The organism is Roseibium sp. TrichSKD4 (assembly GCF_000148725.1).
Taxonomy (GTDB): domain Bacteria; phylum Pseudomonadota; class Alphaproteobacteria; order Rhizobiales; family Stappiaceae; genus Roseibium.
The window spans coordinates 161,075-183,795 of record NZ_GL476319.1; the positions used below are offsets into that span (position 1 = coordinate 161,075).

The window sequence follows — 22,721 nt, forward strand, 5'->3', positions numbered from 1 at the left end:
GGCATCCATGATCAGAATCCCCTGCCCCTTCTGCGGCACAAGAGACCACAGCGAATTCACATACGGCGGTGACGCCAGCATCACCTACCCGGCTTTAGATGCGCCGAAGGAGGAGTGGCATGATGCTGTTTTCCTGCGCGACAACATCTGCGGACCACAGTTGGAAACCTGGCACCATGTCCACGGATGCAGAATGTGGCTGGTTATTGAGCGCGATACCATGACCCACGAAATTATGAGTGTCCGCCCCGCAAACCCCAAACTTTCTGCCCTATTTGAAGACAACAGCGAGGCAGACCAATGACGGCACGCAGGCTGGACCATGGTGGGCGGATAAATCGCGCGCACCCCCTCTCCTTCACCTTCGATGGCAACACATTTCGAGGTTACAAAGGCGACACGCTCGCTTCTGCGCTGATGGCCAATAACGAAACGGTGCTGGGGCGGAGCTTCAAATATCACCGGCCGCGTGGGATCATGTCTGCAGGCGTTGAGGAATCCGGTGCAATCGTCACCGTTGGCCGAGATGCAAGCCGGGAACCCAATGTGAAGGCACCCATGCAGGAGCTGTATGAGGGTCTGAGCGCGGAAGGGCAAAACGCCTGGCCAAATGTGCGTTTTGACCTTGGCGCGATCAACGGTCTCTTCAGCCGCTTCTTTGCCGCCGGGTTTTACTACAAGACCTTTATGGGGCTGCCGCCTTTTGAGTGGGGCCATGGTACTCGGCTCTGGATGCTCTACGAAAAGCTCATCCGGAAAGCCGCCGGGATGGGATCAGCCTCACGCGAACCTGACCCAGATTGTTATGATCATGTCCACGCTTTTTGCGACGTACTGGTCGTTGGCTCTGGCCCGGCAGGTTTAACGGCGGCGCTAACCGCTGCAGAAGCAGGTCGCGATGTTATTCTGGTCGAACAGGACTTTGAGCTTGGCGGCGATACCCTAAGCGACCCATCCCGTGAGATTGAGCGCGCCCAGCTCGTCGACGCCCTTGCAAAGGCGGGCGTGCGGATCATGCCCCGCACTACGGCTTTTGGTCTCTATGACCATGGCACAGCTGGCCTGTTGGAACGCGTAACGGATCACGTGGCCGATCCGGCGGACCAACTGCCCCGTCAACGGTTTTGGACGGTCCGGAGCGACGCAACCATATTGGCAACAGGCGCGCTGGAACGCTCTATCGCCTTTGACAACAATGACCGTCCCGGTGTCATGACCGCAGCCGCTGCCCGCAGCTATCTTAACCGGTTTGGCGTTTTGCCGGGGCAGAAGATCGTTATTGCCACCAACAACGACAGCGTCCATCACACAGCGGTTGCCCTTGCGAGCGCAGGGGCAGACGTGACCCTTGCAGATATTCGAAAGCATGGGGCGTCTGACCTTCCGGCTGATATCGAGCTTCGCGAGGGCGTTGCGCCGCTAAAGGTGCATGGCAGGTCAGGTGTTGAGGCCGTGGCATTTGCAAGTGCATCCGGCAACAACTGGTCGGCTGCAGGACAAACTGATTGCGATCTTCTGCTGGTGTCCGGCGGCTGGTCGCCGGTGGTCAACCTGTCCTCACATCGTGGAGCCAAGCCGGCCTGGAATGCGGAGCTTGCCTGTTTTCTGCCCGGCTTAACCAATGAACCGATCTACCACGCTGGGTCAGCAGCCGGAATTTGGGAGTATGAAGCCTGCAAGGCGTCTGGAGAATGGGCAGCAACGGCCGCGCTTGGCGAGGCGACTGCGCCCCCGCAGCCGGGTGGCTGGTCGACACCAATCAAACCGCTATACGAAGTGCGCTTACCTGAAGCCAAAACAAAGGCTTTTGTGGACTTTCAGCATGATGTGACCGGAGACGATGTCCGCCTTGCTCAGCAGGAAGGTTTTGTGTCAGTCGAACACTTAAAGCGCTACACCACCCTTGGCATGGCAACTGATCAGGGCAAGATGGGCAATGTCATCGGCCTTGCCCTCATGGCGGATGCACTTGGCAAGGATATTCCAGACGCTGGAACCACCCGGTTCCGCCCTCCTTACACACCGGTTTCGATTGGTGCTTTGGCAGGCCGGAATGTTGGCCATCACTTCAAGCCCTTGCGACGCACGCCCCTCCACGACTGGAACCTCAAGCATGGTGCAACCATGACCGAGGCAGGCCCCTGGCATCGACCCTGGTATTTCGCCAAGACTGGCGAAGTCATTGATGAAGCCTATGTTCGCGAAGCTTCAACAGTGCGCAAAACTGTTGGCATTTGCGATGTCAGTTCACTTGGCAAAATCGCTGTTCAGGGACCGGATGCAGCAGAATTTCTCAACCGGGTCTATTCCAACGGTTTTGCGAAACTCCCCATCGGCAAGGCGCGGTACGGCATCATGTTGCGCGACGATGGCTTTGTCATGGATGACGGAACAACCTGGCGCCTGGGTGAAACCGAATTTTTGATGACCACAACCACGACCAATGCCGGCAAGGTGATGGTTTTTATGGAGGAACTGCTGCAAACCCGGTGGCCGGATCTGAAAGTCCATGTCAGCTCGGTTTCGGATGAATGGGCTGCCGTATCTGTCGCAGGACCCAAGGCCCGGGCCACAATTGCCGCGTGTCTGGCTGAAGGCGAGTATATCTCCAATGAAGCACTGCCCTTTATGGGCGTACGGAAAATCACTTTAGCCAACGGCATACCGGGGCTGATTGCGCGGATCAGCTTCTCCGGCGAGCTTGCCTATGAGCTTTATGTGCCTGCCGGGCATGGCGCAGCCATGATGGACCTTTTGTGGCCGGAAGCTGAAAGGCAAGGCGGATGCCTTTATGGACTGGAGGCGCTGGGCACGCTCCGGATTGAAAAAGGCCACGTCACGGGCGCTGAACTGGATGGGCGCGTGACAATTGATGATGCGGGCCTCGGCAAAATGGCATCAACCAAAAAACCGTTCATCGGCAGCGCCTTGCGGCAACGCCCCGACCTATTGCGGCATGACAGGCCTCAGCTCGTCGGCATCTTCCCCAAGAACCCTGGGCAAACGTTCAAGGGCGGCGCCATATTGTGTGCAGATGGAGAAGTGAGTGGATTTGGCGAGGGATGGATTACCGGCGTCACCCACTCCCCTATGTTCGGCCACTGGATCGGCATTGGCTTCATATCCGGCGGGCATACCGCCTGGGCCGGCAAGACCGTGATTGCCAGCGACCTGACGCGTTCAGAAGACGTGGAAGTCGAGATCGTTTCACCTCATATGTATGACCCCGAGGGAGTGAAAATGCATGGTTGATCGACAGTCCGCTTTGGCTGCGCACCGAAGACCCCAACAGACCTCCTTTGACGGTGCGACGGGAGTGTCCTTTTCCGAGGTTTGGGCGTTTTCGCTGGTTCAAATCGCAGCATGGCCAGAGACCTTGCATTCTGTGGGCGTTACAGCCACCAAACTGGCTGGGTGTGATGCTGCTCCAGCTCCCGGACGTGCTGTGTTTGAGGGCACCAGAACATTGATGCGGGTAGAACCTTTGAAGTGGTGGGTTCTAAGCGAAGCACCTCAGGATGCTTCCTCCCTTCCAGCTTCGGAAGCATCTCAAGGCGCTGTTCTGGATCTATCTCATTCACGGACGTGGCTTCGCGTTAGCGGAGACAAGGCTGCCCCGCTCCTCAACCATTATCTGCCGATCAACCTGTCCGACAGAGCTTTTCCAGTTGGGTCTGTTGCAACAACAGCCATGCATCATATTGGTGTGACGTTGTGGCGGGACGAAGACGCCTTTAATATCCTTCTGCCCCGCAGTTTGGCGAGCTCTTTGTTCGAGCTCTTCACCGAAAGCTCCAGCCAGTATGGTTATAAATTCACCTGATGCTTAAGTGGCTTAGGGTCAGGATCCATTAATTTGGAGCGACAACCACGCCCCAAGGCAATTGCCCCACCTGAATGGACTTGATCGCTTCTTGCTCGGCTACATCAATGACCGTGATGTCATTTGAGTTGCCGTTGGTTGAGAGCAGGTATTTTTCATCCGGTGTGAAATCCAGCTGCCAGACGCGCTGGCCGACAAGGATATACTTCTCCACTTCCCGCTTCGGGATATTGATGACAGCAACCCGGTTCGCGGGCCCAAGCGCTACAAACAGCCATTCATTGTCAGACGTAATCCGCATTCCGACCGGCTGAAGCCATTCGTTTTGGACACCTGAGACTTCGAAACCGATTTTTGTCTCCAGTTCCGGCCCGGTTTCGCCATTCATGTTGATCACGGAGACCGTACCCCCGATTTCGGAGCTGACGAAGAGAAGTGCGCCATCATTGGTGAAGTGGGCATAGCGTGGGCGTTGGTCCACCAGAATATTGTGTTTGATCTGATAGTCTTCGGTGCTGATGAAATGCGCCATGTTGGTGGTTTCAGATGTATTTATGACCCAGCGGACATCAGGACTTACGGCCATTCCTTCGGGCTCCACACCAACAGGAACCTCGGCAACCACCGTCTTTTTGACTGTATCGACGACCGTGACGAGATTATCGTCCTCATTCGAAATGTAGAGCCGGGTGCCATCGGGGTTGATGACAAAAAGCTCCGGATCGGGCCCTGACGGCAGCGACCACAAGAACTCGTAGGTTTCGGCGTCAAACACCTTGATCGTGTCATCATCAGACGCGCACACATAAAGATGCTTGCCATCCGGGCTGATGCCAATGCCACGCGGGCGATTCCCGGCAGGAAACTCCGCAATTGCCTCCCAAGTGTCGCTGTCAATCACGGTGACGGTATTGCCGCGTTCGTTACTGACATAGACCTTGTTGGCCTGCGCGTCGGACACGTAGCCGGACGCAACTGCAAGACTTGCTGCGAACACACCTCCAAGAAGCGTTGTTTTGATTTGTTCGATCATCTGGCGAGAACCTCTTACTTGAATGCGTCGCAATCACTCTCCGGCTCATCAAGACCGAGCGAATCCAGTGGCGATCTGTGGTGCAAAAACCCTTCTTGAGGGGAAACTCCGACCGTTATCTTGCTGTCGGTCAAAAGGACCGGTTGCCGCATTTGGCCATTCCAGTTTCGGAAAGTTACCTTCTGGCCCTTGAAAGCTGCCAATTCAAAATCATCACCCAGCATGTAGTCCTTCAGAACTTGCGGATCGTCGCTGTTTGTCCGGGTGACAGCTTCCCCAATGACCCGAAGCGCCAACCAGGCGTTATAATCCGCTGGTTGGAGGAAGCGACCTGACAGTTTTTCAAACCGGCGCTGAAACTGGGTAGCTCCCCACGCCTCATGGCTTCCATGAAAGCTGACGGGCCGCAAGCCGCCAGAGCCGGCAACCGGCCGCGGTGTCCAGGCATGAAACGGGAGATACAGCGCAAAGACGTCACTTTCATCCGCTGCGATCAGCACGTCATGGTCCGTAGCATCTTGTGTAAAGACCGGCATCTGGCGCTGCACCAGCACATGCCCGCTGTCGGAACGACGAGACCCGCCGGTATCTTCATAAGTGCGTTGTTCAACAATCCGCGCCCCAAACTTCGTTGCGGCGCGCCGATAGGCATTACCTAGCTTGCGGTCATCTGGGTTGGAACCCTCAATCAAAAGCCAACGGTTCCAGCGCTTCCAAACAAGAAACTGAGCGAGAGCGTCAGCCAGCATGGCGCGGCTAGGTGCGACGTGGAACAGATTGGTCCGGCATTTGGACTGCCGCAATGCGTTGTCTGGAGCCAAGGCATTGAAGGCCAGTACTTCTGGCCCAACAGCATCGGTTATCCGAACGGTGTCCTCTGCATTTGCCAATATGACCAGAAAACGAACACCCTCCGACACCAGTTTTTGTGCTGCTTCGACAGCCTGCTCCGGTGGAGTGGCGATCGTCGCCATCTCAAATTTATGACCTAGAAATGAGCCTGTTGTGAGATTGTCCTCATTGCCAAGCTGAGCTCCGGAGAAGCCGAGATCGTCTGGTTTTCGATCAAAGCGCGAAACAGGTGCGAGAACCGGGTAGTCCACGCGCAAGATGCCGGTTTTGACTTCAACCGCTGCAGACGGGTTCGCCCATAAACACAACACAGCAAGCGTTATCACCCAGACACTCAACCAATGGCGTGGATGACACCAACACCTCATTCTTGAACCGGTCATGTCTCCGGCCCCTCCCGTTATTTCTCCCAAGGGCAGAATGACAGAAACGACCTGCAGCAAAACCGATACTTTCGGATCCATTGCGGCTGATAAGTGGCCGAATAGGATGGAGAAATGAGATTTTTGCTGACCCTCATGCTGTTCCTGTATTCGGGAGTTGCAAATGCTGAAAACGCATTCGCGCCCGGAGCCAAGATCGCCTTCTTGGGGCTAACCTTTTTGGACACATCAACCGAGGGCGCTTACTTCGGTGCGCGCGATGATGAAGCACAGCGCCTTAGTCTTCTGGAAGAGCTGATATCAGACCGTTTTGGCTCAGAAGGCATGGTCCTTCTGGACCTTGCTCCCATCGCGGGAAAACTGGAAAACACCACCAATCCGGCGAACTGCTATGGCTGCGATGTGCGTATGGCCAAAGAGCTGGATGCAGACTTTGTGGTGGTTGGCGTGGTCCAGAAAGTCTCTAATTTAATCATCTCCATGAACCTTGTGATGCGCGATGTAGAAACCGGCAAAGCCGTACGCGGTCGGTCAGTCGATGTGCGCTCCAATACAGACCAGTCATGGACACGCGGCATGAAATACATTCTCAAAACCACCTTCTTCAAGGAGCAACGCTGACATGATGTTCAGAATATTTGCAATGTTTGCCCTCCTGTTGGCACCTGCGATCACCACTTTGGATGCGCAGGCGCATGGGCCAACGCGCCAGAAGGTCACCGTCACCAAAGAGATTGCCGCCCCTCCCGCCGAGGTTTGGGCAAGGGTTGGAAACTTTCAGGACATGAGCTGGCATCCAGCCGTTCATTCCTCAACCGGCGAAGGCGACAATGCCATTGATGCCACACGGGTGCTCACACTCGGGGAAGCCGGCGGCCCCACCATCTCGGAAATTCTCTACAAGTTCAGTGATGCGAAGATGAGCTACTCCTACCGGATCACTGACGTGAACGTCGAAGTGCTTCCGGTCACCAATTACTCTTCCCATCTGACGGTCAAACCCGGTGCGGACGGTGGATCGCTTGTCGAATGGCGTGGCGCTTTTTATCGCGGCTATCCAAACAATGACCCGCCGGAGCATTTAAATGATGAAGCAGCCATCAAAGCTGTAACCGGCGTTTACGAGGCTGGACTGAATGCGCTTCAAGCCAGTTTTGCAGGCAACTGATCTTCTCGTTGCCGCACTGTACGTATGTTTCCCTGCAAGTTCGGTCGCGCTTGCAGGGACTTATGCTTTTGTGACCAATCAAAACAGCTCTGACGTCAGCGTTCTCGATCTTGAGTCTCAAACCGAAATTCGACGGATACCCGTGCCGGGAAAACCCGCAGGTGTTGCCGTAAGTCCGGTCCATGGCTCCTTCTACACAGTCAGTCCAGACAGCAAGACGGTGCACCGGTTTTCGCTAAAGACCTGCGAAGAAATCGCCCACGCGCTTTTGCCCGGAGGCCCGACAGGCATTGCCGTCGCACATGGTCTTGGCAAAGTCTTTGTTGCTGACTGGTATAATGCGCGCGTCTTCGTGCTGGATGCCACCACACTATCCCATGTCGCAGACCTTGCCACGGGCAGCGCTCCAGCCGGTGTTGTCGTTGCTCCAAAGGAGGACTGGCTTGCGTCAGCTGCCCGGGATGCCGATCAGGTTTCCATATTCGATCTACCCTCGATGAACCTTCGTCATCGGGTAACTGTCGGCACGCGTCCCTTCGGGATCGCAATTGGGCCCGATGAGCGCCTGCACGTTGCCAATGTCGGCACACATGACATTTCCGTTGTTGATCCGGATACCGGGGCTGTTGTGGCAACCGTTCCGGTTGGCAAGCGCCCCTATGGCGTGGGCTTTGCCCAGGGGTTGGCGTTCAGCACAGATCAATATGCCGACACCATCACCGTCTACTCGCTGGAGACTTTGTCTCAGCTCACCAAGATCGACGTTGGCGAGTACCCGGAAGGTATCGAGGCTACGCGAGATGGCAGCCTTGTGGTCTCCACCAACTGGTTTTCAAACACGGTCTCATTGATCGATCCGGCGACACAAACTGTTGTTGGTGAGATTGAGACTGGAGATGGGCCGCGTGCATTTGGCCGATTTTTATATTCAGCTCCTGAAGGACTTGAACCATGCCGGGACAGATAACCCCTTCCCTCTCTGCAATGACTGCAGCCTTAGTTTTTGCCGGTTTCCTCTCTCAGGTGGACCCAGCGCAGGCGTTGGAACCTAGCTGGCCTGACCTGAAAGCCTCCCTTTATGACAATCGCTTCGTTGCCTTGTCCGACGACGTGGTGAAGCTGGAATTTCCCTATCGTTCCAGCAACGATGCGCGTACGGACATCAATGTGCGGCTGGATGCACCCGACAGCAGTCTTATTTCGAGGTTCTCGCTTATTCTTGACGAGAACCCGATGCCGGTTTCTGCTGTGATTGATTTCGCCGAACCGATCGATCAGTTCAATTTTACCGCCACCATGCGTATCAACGGACAAACGCCGATACACGCGGTTGCCGAATTGGACAACGGCCAGCTATTCATGGCCGAGGGATACATCAAGACCTCAGGTCTGGGCGCTTGTTCCGCCCCGCCGGGCACTGATCCGGTGGAAGCTTTAAAAACTCTTGGCCAAATGGCGCTGCATATTGGTCGGGTCAAAGACAGTTCCTCACTGATGAGCACAGCACGCGGGGAGACGCAATCTGATCTGGAACTAGATGTCGATATCAAACATCCCAGCCATTCCGGCATGCAAATGGACCAAATCAGCCTGCTTTACATTCCGGCCCGCTACGTGGAGACACTGGAGATCAACTTGAATGGCGCGCCGTTTGCGACGATGACAGGCAGTATTTCGTTGAGCGAAAACCCGTCTGTTTCGATGTCTGTCCCCAGTTCAACCCGCCGCATTAAGGCAAGGCTGACCGATACGGATGGTACGGTGACAGAAGCAGAGCAAAGTCTGGCGGACTATTAAAGGCTACTTTTCCCTGTCCTGCTCGAACGGTTCGCCTTTTATTTCTTCGAGCGGATGGTCTTCAAAACCCCACCCGTCTGTGCCCTCAGGATACCATGCGACGTCTGAGTAGCCGTATTCCAGCGCCCGTTTGGCGGCATTCCACGACATCCAGCATTCGTCCAGACAATAGAAAACAACCGGATGGGACATGTCTCCCCCGGTTGCCTTTTCCAGCCCGGCTTTGAAATATGCTGCAGTCGCGTCGTCAAGTTTTTCGTATCCAACATTCGGCAACCAAATGCTGCCGGGAATGGCGTAACGTGGCTTTTCGCGCCAGATTGTACCTTCGGGCAGGTTTTTAGGCTTTGGTGCGCGGGGAAGGACATCAACAAAGGCAACCTGATTGGTCTGCCAAAGTTCAAAAGTCTGGTCCGTTGAAAGAACTTTGCCACCTTTCAGCGTTTTGGGAACCGGGCCGCGATACGGATCGCCGCGATACCCTTCGGGTTCCTGCACATCTTGCGCCTGCACACTCACCAATAAAGGAGCGCTTGCGAACAAGGCGAGGACCAACATTGCTAGAACGTTTGATGCCGCGATGCCCTCTCTCCCAAACATGGTCTATGACCTGGGTTCGTAGAGCGCATTGCCCTGATCGTTCAACAACGGCACGCCAGCATCGATCAAAAGTGCATCAATCTCGTCACGGTTGCGGCGGATCAGAGAGTTGAGCTTTCTTTTCCAGACAGCATTTCCCTGACGCACACCCATTGTGATGCGGAAAAACAGCCGAGGTGGCAGTGTTTCATTGATCAAGGGAATGACGGTCAAATTGGGATGATCCTGTTTGACCAAAGGCCCGGCAATCGGCCCCCACAAGATGGCTGCATCAATATCACCGGCCTCGAGATCCGACAGCATGTCGACAGCCGGGGATTCATGACGACGGTCCACCATCAGGTTATAGGGTTTGGCCGCGCCAATAAGTCCATTGCGCGCCATATGGGTTGAAGGCGGTGATCCGGCGACAATACCAATGCGCTTATCTTTCAACCGATCATCAGAAAGCACGTCCACTGAAGCAAGTTCCCCCTCTTTGGGGACAATCAGCGTGTAGACAGATGTCATGTAGTGGTTGGTGTTCAGCACCAATTCGTGCCCTTGGGCATAGCCCATCACCACGTCGCACTTGTTGGCTCTCAATGTGTTGCGAATAAACCCGGTTGCCATTGGAAACCAGGTGTATTGAACCGGCAGTTCCAGCTTGCTGGCAATCAGGTCAGCCAGCTTGTTTTCGAAGCCGTTTTCATCCTTATCCGACATTGGAGCATTTGCAGGATCGGCGCAGACCCTGAACGCGTTTTGCGATACCAAGTCGGACGTTTGAGACACAGCTGGACTTCCTCCTGCCCCAAATGACAAGAGGAAGCCTGCAGCCATGCCGAAACACAGCCTGCGAATGCGTGCTGTTTTCCGCCCGCAACCGCCTGCCTTAACCGAGGCAGGCATTTTCTTCTTCGCGGATCGCATCAGTCTTCGGTTCCTTCTTGCGCGGACGACCGCGTGCAACTGCGTCTGTCCCCCGAGCCTTCAGGTAAACATAGATATCGTTTAGATAGCACATGACATTCGGGTTATCGCCAAAGGCCGGCATCACTGATTGTTCCGATGCGTTGACCCGTTCACGGCCATTCACCACGACATCATAAAAATCGTAGTAGTCCATCTCCAGCGCGGACTTCTTCAAGGCTGGAGCATAGGTCGACCCCTCGCCTTCCGGGCCATGGCAGACGTGGCATTCCGAATGGTATCGGCGGAAACCCGAATAGGTGGGCCAGTCCACGGTGCCATCTTCCTGCACCTTGTAGGTTGGAAGGTCGTCTTCGGTGAAATACTTGCCATCTTCGGAATAGGCCGCTTCCACCAAAGCGGGGTCTACTTCAGATTCGGCCCATGCAGCGCCTGTAAAGGCTACGCTTGCAATCAGGCTCGCAGCGCAAAGTATCTTGAGGTCTTGCATTTTGTCTCCCTTGGATACCGGTCCCGCTACTTCATTCAACGCCATTGCTGTTCAGGCCGTTTGCGGGAGGCATGCGGATGTTGGTCATCCGTTCGATGAAACCGGCGCACGACCAAAGTGCGCCGGTTCTTTTCAAGGTTAGCCCTTAGTTCGGCAGACTGAAGACTGTCAGCTGACCACCCAGAGCGGTGTAGTCGCTAAGCGCTGCATAGCCGCCCACAGCACCCAGACCATCATTCGGGTTGGTCAAACCAGCTGCCAGACCGATACCGGCCCAACCGCCAACACCTGACAGAACAGCAACATATTGCTTGCCACCGTGGGTGTAGGTCATGACGTTACCGATGATGCCGGATGGGGTCTTGAACTTGTAAAGCTCTTCACCCGTCGTGGAATCCACAGCCTTCAGGTAGCCTTCAAGTGTGCCGTAGAAGACAATATCGCCGGCAGTTGCCAAGGCACCAGACCAGACAGAGAACTGCTCTGGCAGAGACCAGACGATTTCACCCTTGATGTTGTCCCAGGCAATGAAGTTACCCATGCCGCCATGGCTATCCGGTGCCGGATACATGGACAGGGTCGCTCCAACATAAGGTTGACCAGCTGTGTAGCTCACGCGGAACGGCTCGTAGTCCATGCACACGTGGTTGGTCGGGACATAGAACAGGCCGGACTTCGGAGAGAATGAAGCTGGCTGCTGGTCCTTGGAACCAAGAGCCGCCGGGCAGATGCCGGTGGAGTTCACGTCTTCGCCGTTTTGCTCAGTAGAGTACTGTGCAACGACCTGAGGACGGCCATATTGATCGGAGTTCTTGTCCATTTCAACATGGGTGGCCCAGTTCACAACCGGGTCGAACTTCTCGGCCACCAACAGCTCGCCTGAAACGCGGTCGAGAGTGTAGCCAAAGCCGTTCCGATCAAAGTGGGTCAGAAGCTTGCGGGTTTCGCCGTTCACTTCCTGCTCGGTGAGGATCATCTCGTTGATCCCGTCGAAGTCCCACTCATCATGCGGTGTCATCTGGTAGAACCACTTCGCCATGCCTGTGTCGGCATCACGGGCCATGATGGTCATGGACCAACGGTTGTCGCCAGGGCGCTGAGCCGGGTTCCAGGTCGACGGGTTACCGGTTCCGTAATAGATGAGGTTTTCTTCCGCATCGTAGGAATACCAGCCCCATGTGGTGCCGCCACCGATCTTCCACTGATCACCTTCCCAGGTGTTCAGACCGGAATCGACGCCAACCGGCTTGCCCAGATGGGTGGTCTTTTCCGGATCAACAAGAATATCGCTGTCAGGCCCCATGGAATAAGCACGCCAAGCCTGAGAACCGTCTGCGAGATTGTAGGCAGTGACAGAACCGCGGACACCGAATTCACCACCAGAGATACCGACAATCACCTTGTCGCCAACTGGCATCACGGTTGCTGTGTTGGTTTCACCGATAGACGGATCACCGTTTACGACGCTCCAGACCTCTGCTCCGGTTTTCGCATCCAATGCGACGACCTTAGTGTCGGCTTGGTGCAAAAGGATCTTGCCATCGGCATAGGCCACACCACGGTTGACCGTGTCACAGCACATCACCGGAATGACATTTGTGTCCTGCTTAGGCTCGTATTTCCAGATGATCTTGCCTTCATTTGCCAGATCAAGAGCGTAGACAGTGTTCGGGAACGGCGTATGGACATACATCACATCGCCGATGACCAACGGAGAGCCTTCGTGACCGCGAAGAACACCCGTCGAGAAAGTCCATGCGACTTGCATGTCTCCGACATTGTCCTTGTTGATCTGCTCAAGTTTGGAATAGCGCTGGTTCTTGTAGTCACCAGTCTGAATCACCCATTGGTTCGGGTCATCCATCATTTTCTGCAGGTTGGCATCTGCCTGCGCAAGACCTGCGCTAAAGCAGATCGCTGTTGCAGCAAGAAGTATTCGTTTCATACTTTCCTCCCAATAATTCACGGTACAAACGCGTCTCAAGGCCAGGAAGCGGCCCGGAAACAAAACTGTTTGACTTCATTCCCCCCAAGTTCTGATCGTTCTCCTTTGTGTCGGCAGTGCCGAGTTCATTCAGCAGCAGGCTCCTCCCCCGCCGCCGAAGCTCCAATGCTCAGCCCCCCAGGCCGAGATGATCGAGTTCGTAAAGCCGCTCTGCGTGCCATGCGACGTGGTCGCGGGCGAAGGTGGCGACGAAGTAGTAGGAATGGTCGTAGCCTTCCTGCATGCGCATGACCGACGGCGTGCGGGTCTCTGCCAGGGCTGCGGAGAAGGCCTCCGGCTTTAGAAGATCCAGGAACTGGTCGCTCGCCCCCTGATCAATCAGGATATCGCTGTGCCAGCCCTTTTCCTTCAAGAGAAACGTGGCGTCATGCCCTGCCCAGGCAGCTTCATCAGAGCCGAGATAAGCGCCCAGTTGCTTGCGCCCCCAGTCGCTAGCTGCCGGATTGACAATAGGCGCAAAGGCCGACACCGACTGATATCGATCCGGATTGGAAAGCGCGATGGTCAAGGCCCCGTGACCGCCCATGGAATGGCCGGTGATGCCGTGCTGGCCAGACAGCGGCAGCTTTTCAACCAGAAGACCCCGCAACTCCGTGACAATGTAGTCATACATCTTAAAGTGCCTGGCCCACGGCTCCTTCGTGGCGTTGACATAAAAGCCCGCGCCCTGTCCCAGATCATAGGCCTCGTCATCGGCAACACCCTCGCCCCGCGGGCTGGTGTCGGGGAACACAACAGCCAGACCGAACTCCGCTGCATGCGCCTGAAGCCCCGCCTTGGTCATGGCGTTCTCGTGGGTGCAGGTCAGGCCGGACAGATACCAAAGGCAGGGAACCGGACCGTCCTTGGCCTGCGGCGGCAGATAGACCGCAAAGGTCATGTCACAAGCGCAGGCCTCCGAGGTGTGCCGGTAGACCGACTGAACACCTTCAAAGCAGCGGTTTTCGGACAGAAGCTCCATCACATCCCGTCCTTAATAGACCACAACGGAGCGGATCGATTCACCGGAATGCATCAGGTCAAACGCCTTGTTGATATCGTCCAGACCCATGGTGTGGGTGATCATCGGATCAATCTCGATCTTGCCGTCCATGTACCAGTCGACAATCTTCGGCACATCCGTGCGCCCACGCGCCCCGCCAAAGGCCGTGCCGCGCCATGAGCGGCCCGTGACCAGCTGGAACGGACGGGTGGAAATCTCGGCCCCTGCCGGAGCAACGCCGATGATGATGCTCTCGCCCCAGCCCTTGTGCGCGCTTTCCAGCGCCGTGCGCATGACATTCACATTGCCCGTGGCATCAAATGTGTAGTCGGCCCCGCCCTTGGTCAGATCCACCAGATGGGCCACCAGATCGCCGTCCACCTCTGTCGGGTTGACGAAGTCGGTCATCCCAAAGCGGGTTGCCATTTCAACCTTGGCCGGGTTCAGGTCAACGCCGACAATCTGGTCCGCACCCGCCAAACGCAGGCCCTGAATGACATTGAGGCCAATGCCGCCCAAACCAAAGACAATCGCCCGTGAGCCGATTTCCACCTTGGCGGTGTTGATGACAGCGCCAATGCCCGTGGTCACGCCGCAGCCGATGTAGCAGACCTTATCAAAAGGCGCGTCCGGGTTGATCTTGGCCAGTGCGATTTCCGGCACCACCGTGTGGTTGGCGAAGGTGGAACAGCCCATGTAGTGCAGGATCGGATCACCATCGAGCGTTGAAAAGCGCGATGAGCCGTCCGGCATCAGGCCTTGGCCCTGTGTTGCCCGGATTTGCTGGCAGAGGTTGGTCTTGGGATTGAGGCAGTATTCGCATGTCCGGCATTCCGGCGTATAGAGCGGGATGACATGATCACCCGGCTTCAACGTGGTCACGCCTGGCCCGACTTCCACAACAACGCCTGCGCCCTCATGGCCCAAAATGGCTGGAAAAAGACCTTCAGGGTCAGCGCCGGACAGGGTGAACTCGTCCGTATGACAAATCCCGGTCGCCTTCACTTCAACCAGAACCTCAAACGCCCTCGGACCCTCAAGGTTTACTTCCATAACCTCAAGAGGCTTGCCAGCCCCAACCGCAACAGCTGCTCTCGTCCGCATGAAAAAACTGCTCCAAAACTCACATATTTGCGCCAAGGTGACGCAGTGTTCCTTTGTACAGTTGACTATAAATTCGGACCCAATCTGAACAATTAAGACCTTAGTGTGTGTTTTTTAACATGGACAAAAACGCTGTTTTATTTACGCTTTCTGGCGGAGGAACAGTGCATGGCAAATCACGTCAATAAATACCGTTTTGCTGCGGCTTTGGGTCTTGGTCTGTTGGTCGGATCATCACTGGGAACACAAGCTGCAACATTCAATGATCCGACATGGCCCTGTATTCAGCGCAAGGTGGAAAGCCTGTCGCTCGGCTTGATGTGGCCCGTTCCTCTTTCTGAAGAAACACCGGTGCTTTCAGGTGATGCCCGTTCGCTGGCCGAACAACTGGCGTTGCGGAAGATTTCGCTTGAAGATGCAGAAAGGTTGATCGCACAGTTCGCCTCTTCTCACCCCGACACACCTGCAGACGTCTACGGCCACATCTTCAAAATTGCCTTTGACAAACTCAACCTGCACCGCAGCCGAATAATCTCGGGAATTGGACGCTATTCGCTGAAACAGATTGCTCTGGCGGACAAGATTGATGCCGCACGGTTGAAGATGGACGCTGTCATGGCAAAATCCGAGCCGGACTATGATGCCGTGGACAAGCTTGAAGAAACGCTCGATTGGGACGAACGAATTTACCGGGATCGGTCCAAATCGCTGACCTATGTGTGTGAGACACCGGTGCTCATTGAACAGCGCCTTTATGCGATTGGGCGAATGTTGCACAAACAGATAAAGGAATAGAAGTGCTGTCTATTCCCACTCCAGCTCCGTGTAAGACACCGTTGCGTTTCGGGTATTGAAAAGCTCAAACAGTTCCCAGTTCTCAGCTTCGCTTTTCCCGATCTCTTCGACAGCCTCTCCGATCCGCAAACCCCGCTCAAGAGCGGACCGCGTATCTGCCTCTAGCACGCCGAGGTATTGTTTCAAGGGAGCAACACCTGCAACCGGTTCGAGCACTGGGCCGCCATGTCCGGGTACAATGTACGTTGCGCGTTTCTCCGCCATCATATCCAGCGCCGTGCGCCACCCCCTCAATGAGCCGTCGAGCGCCGGAGCATACTCGTGAAACACCAGATCACCCGTAAACAGAATACCACTGGTCCTATCAAAGACAGTTAGATCAGTGGGTGAATGGGCGGTCGGCCACACATCAAGGTCCAATACTCGCTCGCCAAGGTCCAAGGTGCTTGGCGCTGGCTCTGGCATCGCCAACGCCGTCCCCAGAAATCCAGCGGGTGTCATCAGATTCGAAAAACCGGCGTGGTATGCCTCTCCCCGGTCCTGCAGGGCGCGTTTCAAATCCGGATGTCCGACAATCTTTGCACCGACGTCTGCAAACACGGATGCGCCATAAACGTGGTCCGGGTGCATGTGAGTGAGGATTACAGTCGAGATGTGCAAATCACTGATTGTCCGGATTGCGCGATAAAGGTCCTCACCAACTTTTCTGGAACCGCCTGTATCGATGACGGCAATTTCACTTTCACCGATTACGACGCCAATATTAGATACATCACCGAGGTTGGATGGGTTTGGCTCATCTATTGCACCCAAATGCACAAAAACACCCGGCTCGACTTCGATAAGCGACAGCCCATCCGGCATTTCGCGGCAGGCCGCTCTGCCAACCGAAATCTCGGCTTCATTGATGGTCAAAGAACGGGAGTTGATGTCCGTCAACTTGCTCTCGCACTGGTCCAGACGATGAGTCTCATGCCCTGGAATCAACTGGCTGCGGCAGATGTCAGGATCTCCGACTAGGCAGATTGTGACTATGATTTCAAACATGTACACGCCTCATCGACACCCTCACCCTTAAGGAATAATCAAAGTAAATCACATGATCATAAAAATACTTTCACTACAAATATCCATGATCAATACATCCAAAAGGCGTAATTACGCGATTTTTGGTAACATGATATTGATTTCACAATTCCAGTTACTTTGCGCAGCTTGTTTTGGATCTAACTCAACAAACCTTGCCTTGCGCAAAGCGTAATAGTCCTGCGTTTCTTCGTTTGCTTTGGGCTGAGCTAAATACGGGCCTGATCCGAAATCCAAGGGGTGGAACCAATGACCACAAGCAGCTCTTTGAGTGCTTTTGCCAAGACGTTTACAAGTGCATTTGCAATTCTATCCGTTACTTTGATAGCACTGCCAAACAGTGTGGCCGCATCTGACACGCGCCCCAATCCGTTGAGTTCCGAAGGCAGCTGGTCTGATCTTAAGGAAGACATACTCGGTGACCTGCAGCCCATATTGTCAGATGGGTCTCTCGATCTGGAAGCACCGTACCGTGCCCACGATGCCGCCACTGTTCCAGTTGTTTTGAAGCAGTCCAGTCCGCTTGCCCCCATGATCGACAAGGCGCTTTTGATCGTTGATGAAAATCCCGCGCCGGTCGCTGCTGAAATGACGTTTGGTCCGGCCATGCACCCGATTAATATGGAGATGCGCATCCGGGTCAATCAGTATTCAAATGTGCGCCTGGTCGCGGAAACCGAAACCGGTCCGGTGATGGCGGGACGTTTTGTCAAAGCATCCGGGGGATGCTCTGCCCCGGCTACCAAGGACCCGGAAGTTGCTCTTTCAACCATGGGCGAAATTCGTGCGAAATCCTTCGGCCCTCAGGCAGGCGACAGCAGTCAGCGCCGAGAAGCGCAAATCATGATCCGCCACCCGAATTATTCAGGCCTGCAGCGAGATCAAGTCACGCACTTGTTCATCAATGCCCACTTCATCAATCATGTTGAAGTCAAGCAAGGTGATCAGACGCTGTTCACAGTTGAAGGGGGAATTTCCCTCTCTGAAAATCCCGTTTTCCGCTTTGCCTATACCGATGACGGGTCTAAAGACTTCGTGATTTCAGCCGAAGACACTGAAGGCAACACCTGGCGAAAGGTTATCGCCAAAGATGGTTCGTCCAGCTGAGCGTGCGGGGGATATTGGTCCCCCCTTAAAAACACAGAATATCTGCCTCCGCCTGCGCACGGCGTAAGGTCGCAACCAATTCCTTGGCGCTGGCAGCCGTGCGGAAGAGCGACATGCGTTCTCCGCCCACAAGCTGAAGGGACAAGACCGTTTCAGCTTCCGCGTAGCGTTCATAAGGAAGAATGGAGGCAATTACATCGATTGAGCAGGCACAGCGGCGCAGCACATCCCGGCTTTGGCCGTTGACGGCCATACAGCCAAAGACATAATCGGCACGCGCTTCCGTTGGATAGTCATTTGCAATCGTCGCACCACCATCCACAGCGGAGGCGGATAAAGGCAGCGCAGCCAACAAGATAGCCGCCAAGCCTAATACCCATGCCTTGCAGGCGATCTTCAATGAGCGCTTCATTCTGTGCCTCCATTCTCAGAAAGCACGATTGAGCTGGTGTAGACGCTGTTTCCGGTATCTGCCTCAAGCGCGTAGTACCAACCGGGAACCGCTTCAGACATGGTCACTGTCAGGGCGAGGTCCTCGAACCCCTTCATTCTCTCCCGGTTGGGATCATTCTTGAACGGATAAAGGGTAACTGTTTTAGCCGGGACCATTTCATTGTCGACCGTAATTTCCGTGTCGTTGATCGGTGTTTTTTCAATCAAGGACGCCTTCACTCGATTTCGGATATAAAATGGGCTTCCCCCTGCCGTTCCGGCCATATCCCGGATAACGGTTTCAACGAAATACATGATCATCGGATTTCCCACCGTCGCCGGAAATGCCCCGATCTTGCGATACTTTTCCCCTTGCTCGAAACGCAGATCGGCCATGTCGTCTTCGCCAAAACTCAGACGAACGGTGCCTGTGCTGTGGTCTGCGAGCTCCTGATTGGAGGGAAGCGCGACCTGCCGGTCATAAGTGAGCTGCTGGCTGCGCGGGAGATTGTCGAGCGTTCCGGTCTTGAACAAAAGGTCATAGGCTTCGGCAGCCCACGAGCTACCCAACCCAATAGCCATGCCTGCAACAAACGTCGCGAAAAATCGCACACGTTTGGCAATTTTCTGCAACACGATCATATGAACCTCCCAATCCACCCAGTGCCCTGAGGAAACACTGCTATTTCCAGTTTCGGACACTCACAAGAAGCGGTCACTGCAGACTTTTGTCTGCATTCAGGTACCGAAACAGACAATTTTAGGCTGGTGGGTTTTCCAATCCATCAGTGAGCGCAAACTGGACAGTTTCACTGGCTTGCTGAGGACCGTGAAAGCCTGCTTGCGGCTGGCTTCTTCCAGCTCTCCCGGCGGGCTGGCCGTGATTATAATCGCCGGAACCCGGCTGCTGGTTTGCCGCCGGATTGCCTTTATCGCCTCAACCCCGTTGTCCGACCCAGTCAGCTGGTAATCCGCCAAAATGATGTCGGGCGCCATACCAATTTCGCGAACCTGCTCCACGGCTTGCGCAGTTGATGAAGCTGTCAGTACGCTGCCTCCCCAACTCTCGACCTTTTGGGCTGTGGCGAAAAGCACATCTTCGTTGTCTTCGATAATCAGGACAATCAAGTCCATCGCTTCGGCGTGCGTATCTTGCTCTTCGGCCAGACCAACGGGAAGCTCATCAGGAACTTGACCAAATGGAAGCGTAATGGAGAAGCGAGACCCCTTGCCAACGGTTGAAGAGACCGACAGAGGATGACCGAGCCGCCTGCATGCGCGCTCGACAATCGACAGCCCCAACCCCATACCGTAGTCAGAACTTTTCTCGGATACTCTTGTAAACTCGGAGAAAATCCGGGTTTGGTCTTCCGGCGAGATCCCGATACCAGTGTCGATGACCTCCAGCACCAATAGGCCGTGCTTGCGTCGGCAACCCGCCAATATCCTCCCGGTTTCAGTATATTGAATGGCATTCACCACGAGATTTTGAAGCGATCTGAGCAGATAACGCCGGTCACTTTGGACCCACTGGCGACATGGCACGATGCTCAGGTCTATTCCCTTTTCACGAGCCAGACGCGCATAGTCATCGCGGACAGAGGACAGCAAGTCCCCGATGCAAAATGAACTGATGGAGAGTTCTGAGCCGACAGAATCCAGTCGAGAAATATCCAAAAGGGCGTGCAACAAAGACTCAATGGAGTCGAATGACCGACCGAGACGGGACACAGTGTCTTCAAAAGGGGTGTCTTGTGTCCCCTCCCCAAGCGTGGAAATCAGCAGCTTTGCGGCATTGATTGGCTGAAGCAGATCATGACTGGCTGCTGCAAAAAACTTGGTCTTGGACGAAACCGCTTCTTCCGCTTCTGCTTTGGCTTGGCGCAGTTGCTCATCGATGATGGCCTGCTCCTCGTTTTGCCTGCGCAGACGCTCATTTACCGCAGTCAGTTCACGCGTGCGCTCTTGTACCATCTGCTCAAGGGTTTCCTTGGAGTGCGTTTCTGCCGTGATATCAAGCACATTCATGATGTAGCCCTTATCGGGCAATCCATGAACGCGAATGTTCAGAATGTTGCCGTTCACATGGCGCACCATGGTGTCGATCGACCCACGCGATCTCAATTCGTGCAGAATTTCGTCGAAATCATCCCCTGTTTCCAGTCCAACCAACAGCCGCTGTTTGCGTGCAAATTCGAGGATCTGACGAATAGCGGTTCCCTTTTGGACCAAAAACAGCGGCAGGTTTAGAAGCTCCCGAAACCGCTCATTGGTAATGAGCAGTGTGCCCTCTTCGGAGAATGTGCAAACGCCTTGGGTCATGTGATCAAAGGCGGCTTGCAGAAAGAAGCTCTGCTCGTCAATCAGGCGGTTCTTTTCCAGCCGGTTTTGTCGAACGATCCGCGTGATTTCCGTAGACAATAGAACAGTTCGATTGGCGGAGGCGCTCTTGCGGGTGATCTGGAACCAACGGTCACCGCGCAGTTCGAGCACAGATGGTCTATCCAGTGAAAACGATCTGTTGTCGCCAGTTGTGTCCGTTTTGCGACCAGTTTTTGCGACCGACACAACGGAAGCGCTGGACTGCAACAGTTCAAAGTAGGTGTCCAGCTCCAGACCGTTGGTGATTTCCTCCTCTAAATCAGGCACTAGCGTCTTGAACTGATCATTAAAAACTTCGAGCTCACTCTCTGAAAACAAAGCGAAACCACCCTCCATTGCTTCAAGAGCTTCGGCAAGGTTTTGCTCGGTTTGCTGCCAGGCGTATTCTGCGATCTTGAGCTTGTTGCTCGCCCGCCCCAAAGTATCGAGCGCTTGTTCCAGATCGCGGGTTTTCTCCCAAACCTCGCCCTGCAGCGCAATGGCTGACTGGAAGAGAGAATAGACCGATCCACCAACCCCATGTTCGCGATTGGCACGGCGGATCAGGGCGTCAATAATTTTCGATTGGCGCGCAACCTGCTGCTCAAGTGTTTCCTCAGGGTCGATCAAAACAACGCTCCCTCCCGAGGCGGGTAGAACGCGACACCGACGAATGTCTGGTTCACATGAACGCCGAGATGTTGCTCGCCGTAAGTGTTGAAGCCCAGCACCTTGTGCTTCTTCAGGATGTCAGAGACTGCTCCTGTCAGGTTTTTTTGATCAATTTCCAAGCGGCGCAACACACAATCGAACCCCAAAATAAAATCAGGAGCAACGCCTTGGTCCTGCACCTCCAGCCCTCTTTCCAGCGTGTTCAGGATCTCGGTTCCCTTGCCCAATGTGAGAACCAATCCATCATCAATCGCAGACAGGAAACTGAGGCCGCCCTCCTCCACAACCTGCTGAATGGCACGCACATGCCAGCTCTTGCCGTTTCTCACCAGAACCGGATTTTCAGCGAAGACCTCGGGAGAAAGATCTTCAACTTTACATCCCACATACCGTGCATATTCCTGTGCAGCTGGAACACCGTTCAGTTCAAGAACAACACGCTCTTCTGGATTGGCGTGGGTCACAACCATATGCTCAGCTGTCGGGAGAAAGTGATCAAACCCGAGGCCATGAAATGTCAGGTCGGTTTCAATCAACAACAGCAGGGCGGCATCATCATGAGCCTTGCCACCATGCAGAACCAGGGTTTCATCGAACGCCAAACCATGGCCCGCCGATCCGCCAAAAACGGGAATATCACCCAAACCTGAGCTGATCGCCGCGACCAGCAGGTCTTCCTTTTTGGACAAGCCGTCAGCGATAACCAGCGCGATGCGCCGCCAATTCGCCGTATGGGGAAACCGCGCTGCAAGGAGGCGCGTTTCTTCAGACACGCGCTCGATGGAGATCGGTGACAAGGGTTTAAACAATGCCGAGGAACAGCGAAAATGTGCACGTGGAAAGGCTATAACGACCAAGGCATCGGTTTCATATCCGCTCAGAGAGATCTGCCCAGCCGTTGAACATCCAAAAAAGCTGCTGTTCGGAGCAGCCGCCTCCAGCTTTCGGGCAAGCTCGTGCGGGTCCAGCTGATCAGGAACAAATGCTAATGCGAAGCATGTCGTCTCCGCCGTGATTTGCGACATCACATCCTTGACAGCCTCTTCGACTGTCTTTGCCCGAGACACCGCCACCTGCGTCATTGTTGGCTGATTGTCTGGGCGAACGGCTGTCATTTTG

Annotated in this window: 22 protein-coding genes; 9 read left to right on the forward strand and 13 right to left on the reverse strand. The window is 54.8% G+C overall.

Translation table 11 applies throughout. From position 1 onward, the window contains the following. The first annotated feature begins 7 nt into the window (after positions 1-7). The 3 genes from TRICHSKD4_RS17050 to TRICHSKD4_RS17060 are packed head-to-tail and all read left to right on the forward strand — an operon-like array spanning position 8 to position 3,823. Positions 8-304, forward strand: a complete 297-nt coding sequence (locus TRICHSKD4_RS17050) for a sarcosine oxidase subunit delta (protein ID WP_009468127.1) — start codon at positions 8-10, stop codon at positions 302-304. Then, the gene (locus TRICHSKD4_RS17055) at positions 301-3,252 is read left to right on the forward strand and encodes a sarcosine oxidase subunit alpha family protein (RefSeq protein ID WP_009468128.1); all 2,952 of its coding nucleotides are present in this window, start codon (positions 301-303) and stop codon (positions 3,250-3,252) included. The genes TRICHSKD4_RS17050 and TRICHSKD4_RS17055 overlap by 4 nt, the downstream gene beginning before the upstream one ends. After that, a complete protein-coding gene (locus TRICHSKD4_RS17060) occupies positions 3,245-3,823 on the forward strand; it encodes a sarcosine oxidase subunit gamma (protein WP_009468129.1) in 579 nt (192 codons plus the stop codon). The genes TRICHSKD4_RS17055 and TRICHSKD4_RS17060 overlap by 8 nt, the downstream gene beginning before the upstream one ends. A 28-nt stretch (positions 3,824-3,851) precedes the next feature. Here the strand turns inward: TRICHSKD4_RS17060 and TRICHSKD4_RS17065 are convergent, their stop codons facing one another. Together TRICHSKD4_RS17065 and TRICHSKD4_RS17070 are read right to left on the reverse strand one after the other, a co-directional pair. After that, entirely contained in the window at positions 3,852-4,856 is a 1,005-nt protein-coding gene (locus TRICHSKD4_RS17065) for a PQQ-dependent catabolism-associated beta-propeller protein (RefSeq protein WP_009468130.1), read from the reverse strand. 14 nt (positions 4,857-4,870) lie between these two features. Next, entirely contained in the window at positions 4,871-6,172 is a 1,302-nt protein-coding gene (locus TRICHSKD4_RS17070; RefSeq protein WP_009468131.1) for an ABC transporter substrate-binding protein, read from the reverse strand. A 33-nt stretch (positions 6,173-6,205) separates the two neighbouring features. On the opposite strand from TRICHSKD4_RS17070, the gene TRICHSKD4_RS17075 reads away from it, so the two are divergent. Genes TRICHSKD4_RS17075 through TRICHSKD4_RS17090 form a run of 4 tightly spaced genes read left to right on the forward strand, consistent with a single transcriptional unit; the run spans position 6,206 to position 9,056 of the window. Beyond that, positions 6,206-6,712, forward strand: coding sequence for a DUF3280 domain-containing protein (locus tag TRICHSKD4_RS17075; protein WP_040617071.1), 507 nt, complete (start codon positions 6,206-6,208; stop codon positions 6,710-6,712). Position 6,713: 1 nt separating this feature from the next. Then, positions 6,714-7,259, forward strand: coding sequence for an SRPBCC family protein (locus TRICHSKD4_RS17080; RefSeq protein ID WP_009468133.1), 546 nt, complete (start codon positions 6,714-6,716; stop codon positions 7,257-7,259). Further along, positions 7,228-8,226 (forward strand): YncE family protein, encoded by a 999-nt coding sequence (locus tag TRICHSKD4_RS17085; RefSeq protein ID WP_009468134.1) that lies wholly within the window; start codon positions 7,228-7,230, stop codon positions 8,224-8,226. Before TRICHSKD4_RS17080 ends, TRICHSKD4_RS17085 begins: the two co-directional genes overlap by 32 nt. Beyond that, positions 8,211-9,056, forward strand: coding sequence for a quinoprotein dehydrogenase-associated SoxYZ-like carrier (locus TRICHSKD4_RS17090; protein WP_009468135.1), 846 nt, complete (start codon positions 8,211-8,213; stop codon positions 9,054-9,056). The genes TRICHSKD4_RS17085 and TRICHSKD4_RS17090 overlap by 16 nt, the downstream gene beginning before the upstream one ends. 3 nt (positions 9,057-9,059) lie before the next feature. On the opposite strand, the gene TRICHSKD4_RS17095 is transcribed toward TRICHSKD4_RS17090, so the two are convergent. The 6 genes from TRICHSKD4_RS17095 to TRICHSKD4_RS17120 all read right to left on the reverse strand — a co-directional run bounded on the left by TRICHSKD4_RS17095 (position 9,060) and on the right by TRICHSKD4_RS17120 (position 15,149). Beyond that, the gene (locus TRICHSKD4_RS17095) at positions 9,060-9,614 is read right to left on the reverse strand and encodes a PQQ-dependent catabolism-associated CXXCW motif protein (protein ID WP_009468136.1); all 555 of its coding nucleotides are present in this window, start codon (positions 9,612-9,614) and stop codon (positions 9,060-9,062) included. A gap of 45 nt (positions 9,615-9,659) precedes the next feature. Continuing rightward, complete coding sequence (locus tag TRICHSKD4_RS17100; RefSeq protein ID WP_139052220.1) at positions 9,660-10,478, reverse strand: substrate-binding domain-containing protein; 819 nt, start codon at positions 10,476-10,478, stop codon at positions 9,660-9,662. A 52-nt stretch (positions 10,479-10,530) separates the two neighbouring features. Then, positions 10,531-11,058 (reverse strand): c-type cytochrome, methanol metabolism-related, encoded by a 528-nt coding sequence (locus TRICHSKD4_RS17105; protein ID WP_009468138.1) that lies wholly within the window; start codon positions 11,056-11,058, stop codon positions 10,531-10,533. Positions 11,059-11,203: 145 nt separating this feature from the next. Next, positions 11,204-13,003: a methanol/ethanol family PQQ-dependent dehydrogenase gene (locus TRICHSKD4_RS17110; RefSeq protein ID WP_009468140.1), complete on the reverse strand. Its 1,800-nt coding sequence runs from the start codon at positions 13,001-13,003 to the stop codon at positions 11,204-11,206. Between the two features lie 169 nt (positions 13,004-13,172). Continuing rightward, positions 13,173-14,024, reverse strand: a complete 852-nt coding sequence (fghA, locus tag TRICHSKD4_RS17115) for an S-formylglutathione hydrolase (RefSeq protein ID WP_040617072.1) — start codon at positions 14,022-14,024, stop codon at positions 13,173-13,175. A gap of 12 nt (positions 14,025-14,036) precedes the next feature. Beyond that, positions 14,037-15,149 (reverse strand): S-(hydroxymethyl)glutathione dehydrogenase/class III alcohol dehydrogenase, encoded by a 1,113-nt coding sequence (locus tag TRICHSKD4_RS17120; RefSeq protein ID WP_009466440.1) that lies wholly within the window; start codon positions 15,147-15,149, stop codon positions 14,037-14,039. 168 nt (positions 15,150-15,317) lie between these two features. Between TRICHSKD4_RS17120 and TRICHSKD4_RS17125 the strand changes: the two genes are divergently transcribed. Next, positions 15,318-15,944, forward strand: coding sequence for a hypothetical protein (locus tag TRICHSKD4_RS17125; RefSeq protein WP_009468143.1), 627 nt, complete (start codon positions 15,318-15,320; stop codon positions 15,942-15,944). A gap of 9 nt (positions 15,945-15,953) precedes the next feature. Here the strand turns inward: TRICHSKD4_RS17125 and TRICHSKD4_RS17130 are convergent, their stop codons facing one another. Further along, positions 15,954-16,991: a quinoprotein relay system zinc metallohydrolase 2 gene (locus TRICHSKD4_RS17130; protein WP_009468144.1), complete on the reverse strand. Its 1,038-nt coding sequence runs from the start codon at positions 16,989-16,991 to the stop codon at positions 15,954-15,956. Between the two features lie 288 nt (positions 16,992-17,279). Between TRICHSKD4_RS17130 and TRICHSKD4_RS17135 the strand changes: the two genes are divergently transcribed. Continuing rightward, positions 17,280-18,137: a quinoprotein dehydrogenase-associated SoxYZ-like carrier gene (locus tag TRICHSKD4_RS17135; protein WP_050763461.1), complete on the forward strand. Its 858-nt coding sequence runs from the start codon at positions 17,280-17,282 to the stop codon at positions 18,135-18,137. 25 nt (positions 18,138-18,162) lie between these two features. Here TRICHSKD4_RS17135 and TRICHSKD4_RS17140 read toward each other — a convergent pair whose 3' ends face one another. The 4 genes from TRICHSKD4_RS17140 to TRICHSKD4_RS17155 all read right to left on the reverse strand — a co-directional run bounded on the left by TRICHSKD4_RS17140 (position 18,163) and on the right by TRICHSKD4_RS17155 (position 22,717). After that, positions 18,163-18,549, reverse strand: coding sequence for a hypothetical protein (locus TRICHSKD4_RS17140; protein ID WP_009468148.1), 387 nt, complete (start codon positions 18,547-18,549; stop codon positions 18,163-18,165). Further along, positions 18,546-19,211, reverse strand: coding sequence for a hypothetical protein (locus TRICHSKD4_RS17145; protein WP_009468149.1), 666 nt, complete (start codon positions 19,209-19,211; stop codon positions 18,546-18,548). The genes TRICHSKD4_RS17140 and TRICHSKD4_RS17145 overlap by 4 nt, the downstream gene beginning before the upstream one ends. Positions 19,212-19,307: 96 nt before the next feature. Further along, entirely contained in the window at positions 19,308-21,560 is a 2,253-nt protein-coding gene (locus tag TRICHSKD4_RS17150; RefSeq protein ID WP_009468150.1) for an ATP-binding protein, read from the reverse strand. Continuing rightward, entirely contained in the window at positions 21,557-22,717 is a 1,161-nt protein-coding gene (locus TRICHSKD4_RS17155) for an FIST N-terminal domain-containing protein (protein ID WP_009468151.1), read from the reverse strand. The genes TRICHSKD4_RS17150 and TRICHSKD4_RS17155 overlap by 4 nt, the downstream gene beginning before the upstream one ends. Positions 22,718-22,721: the final 4 nt, after the last annotated feature.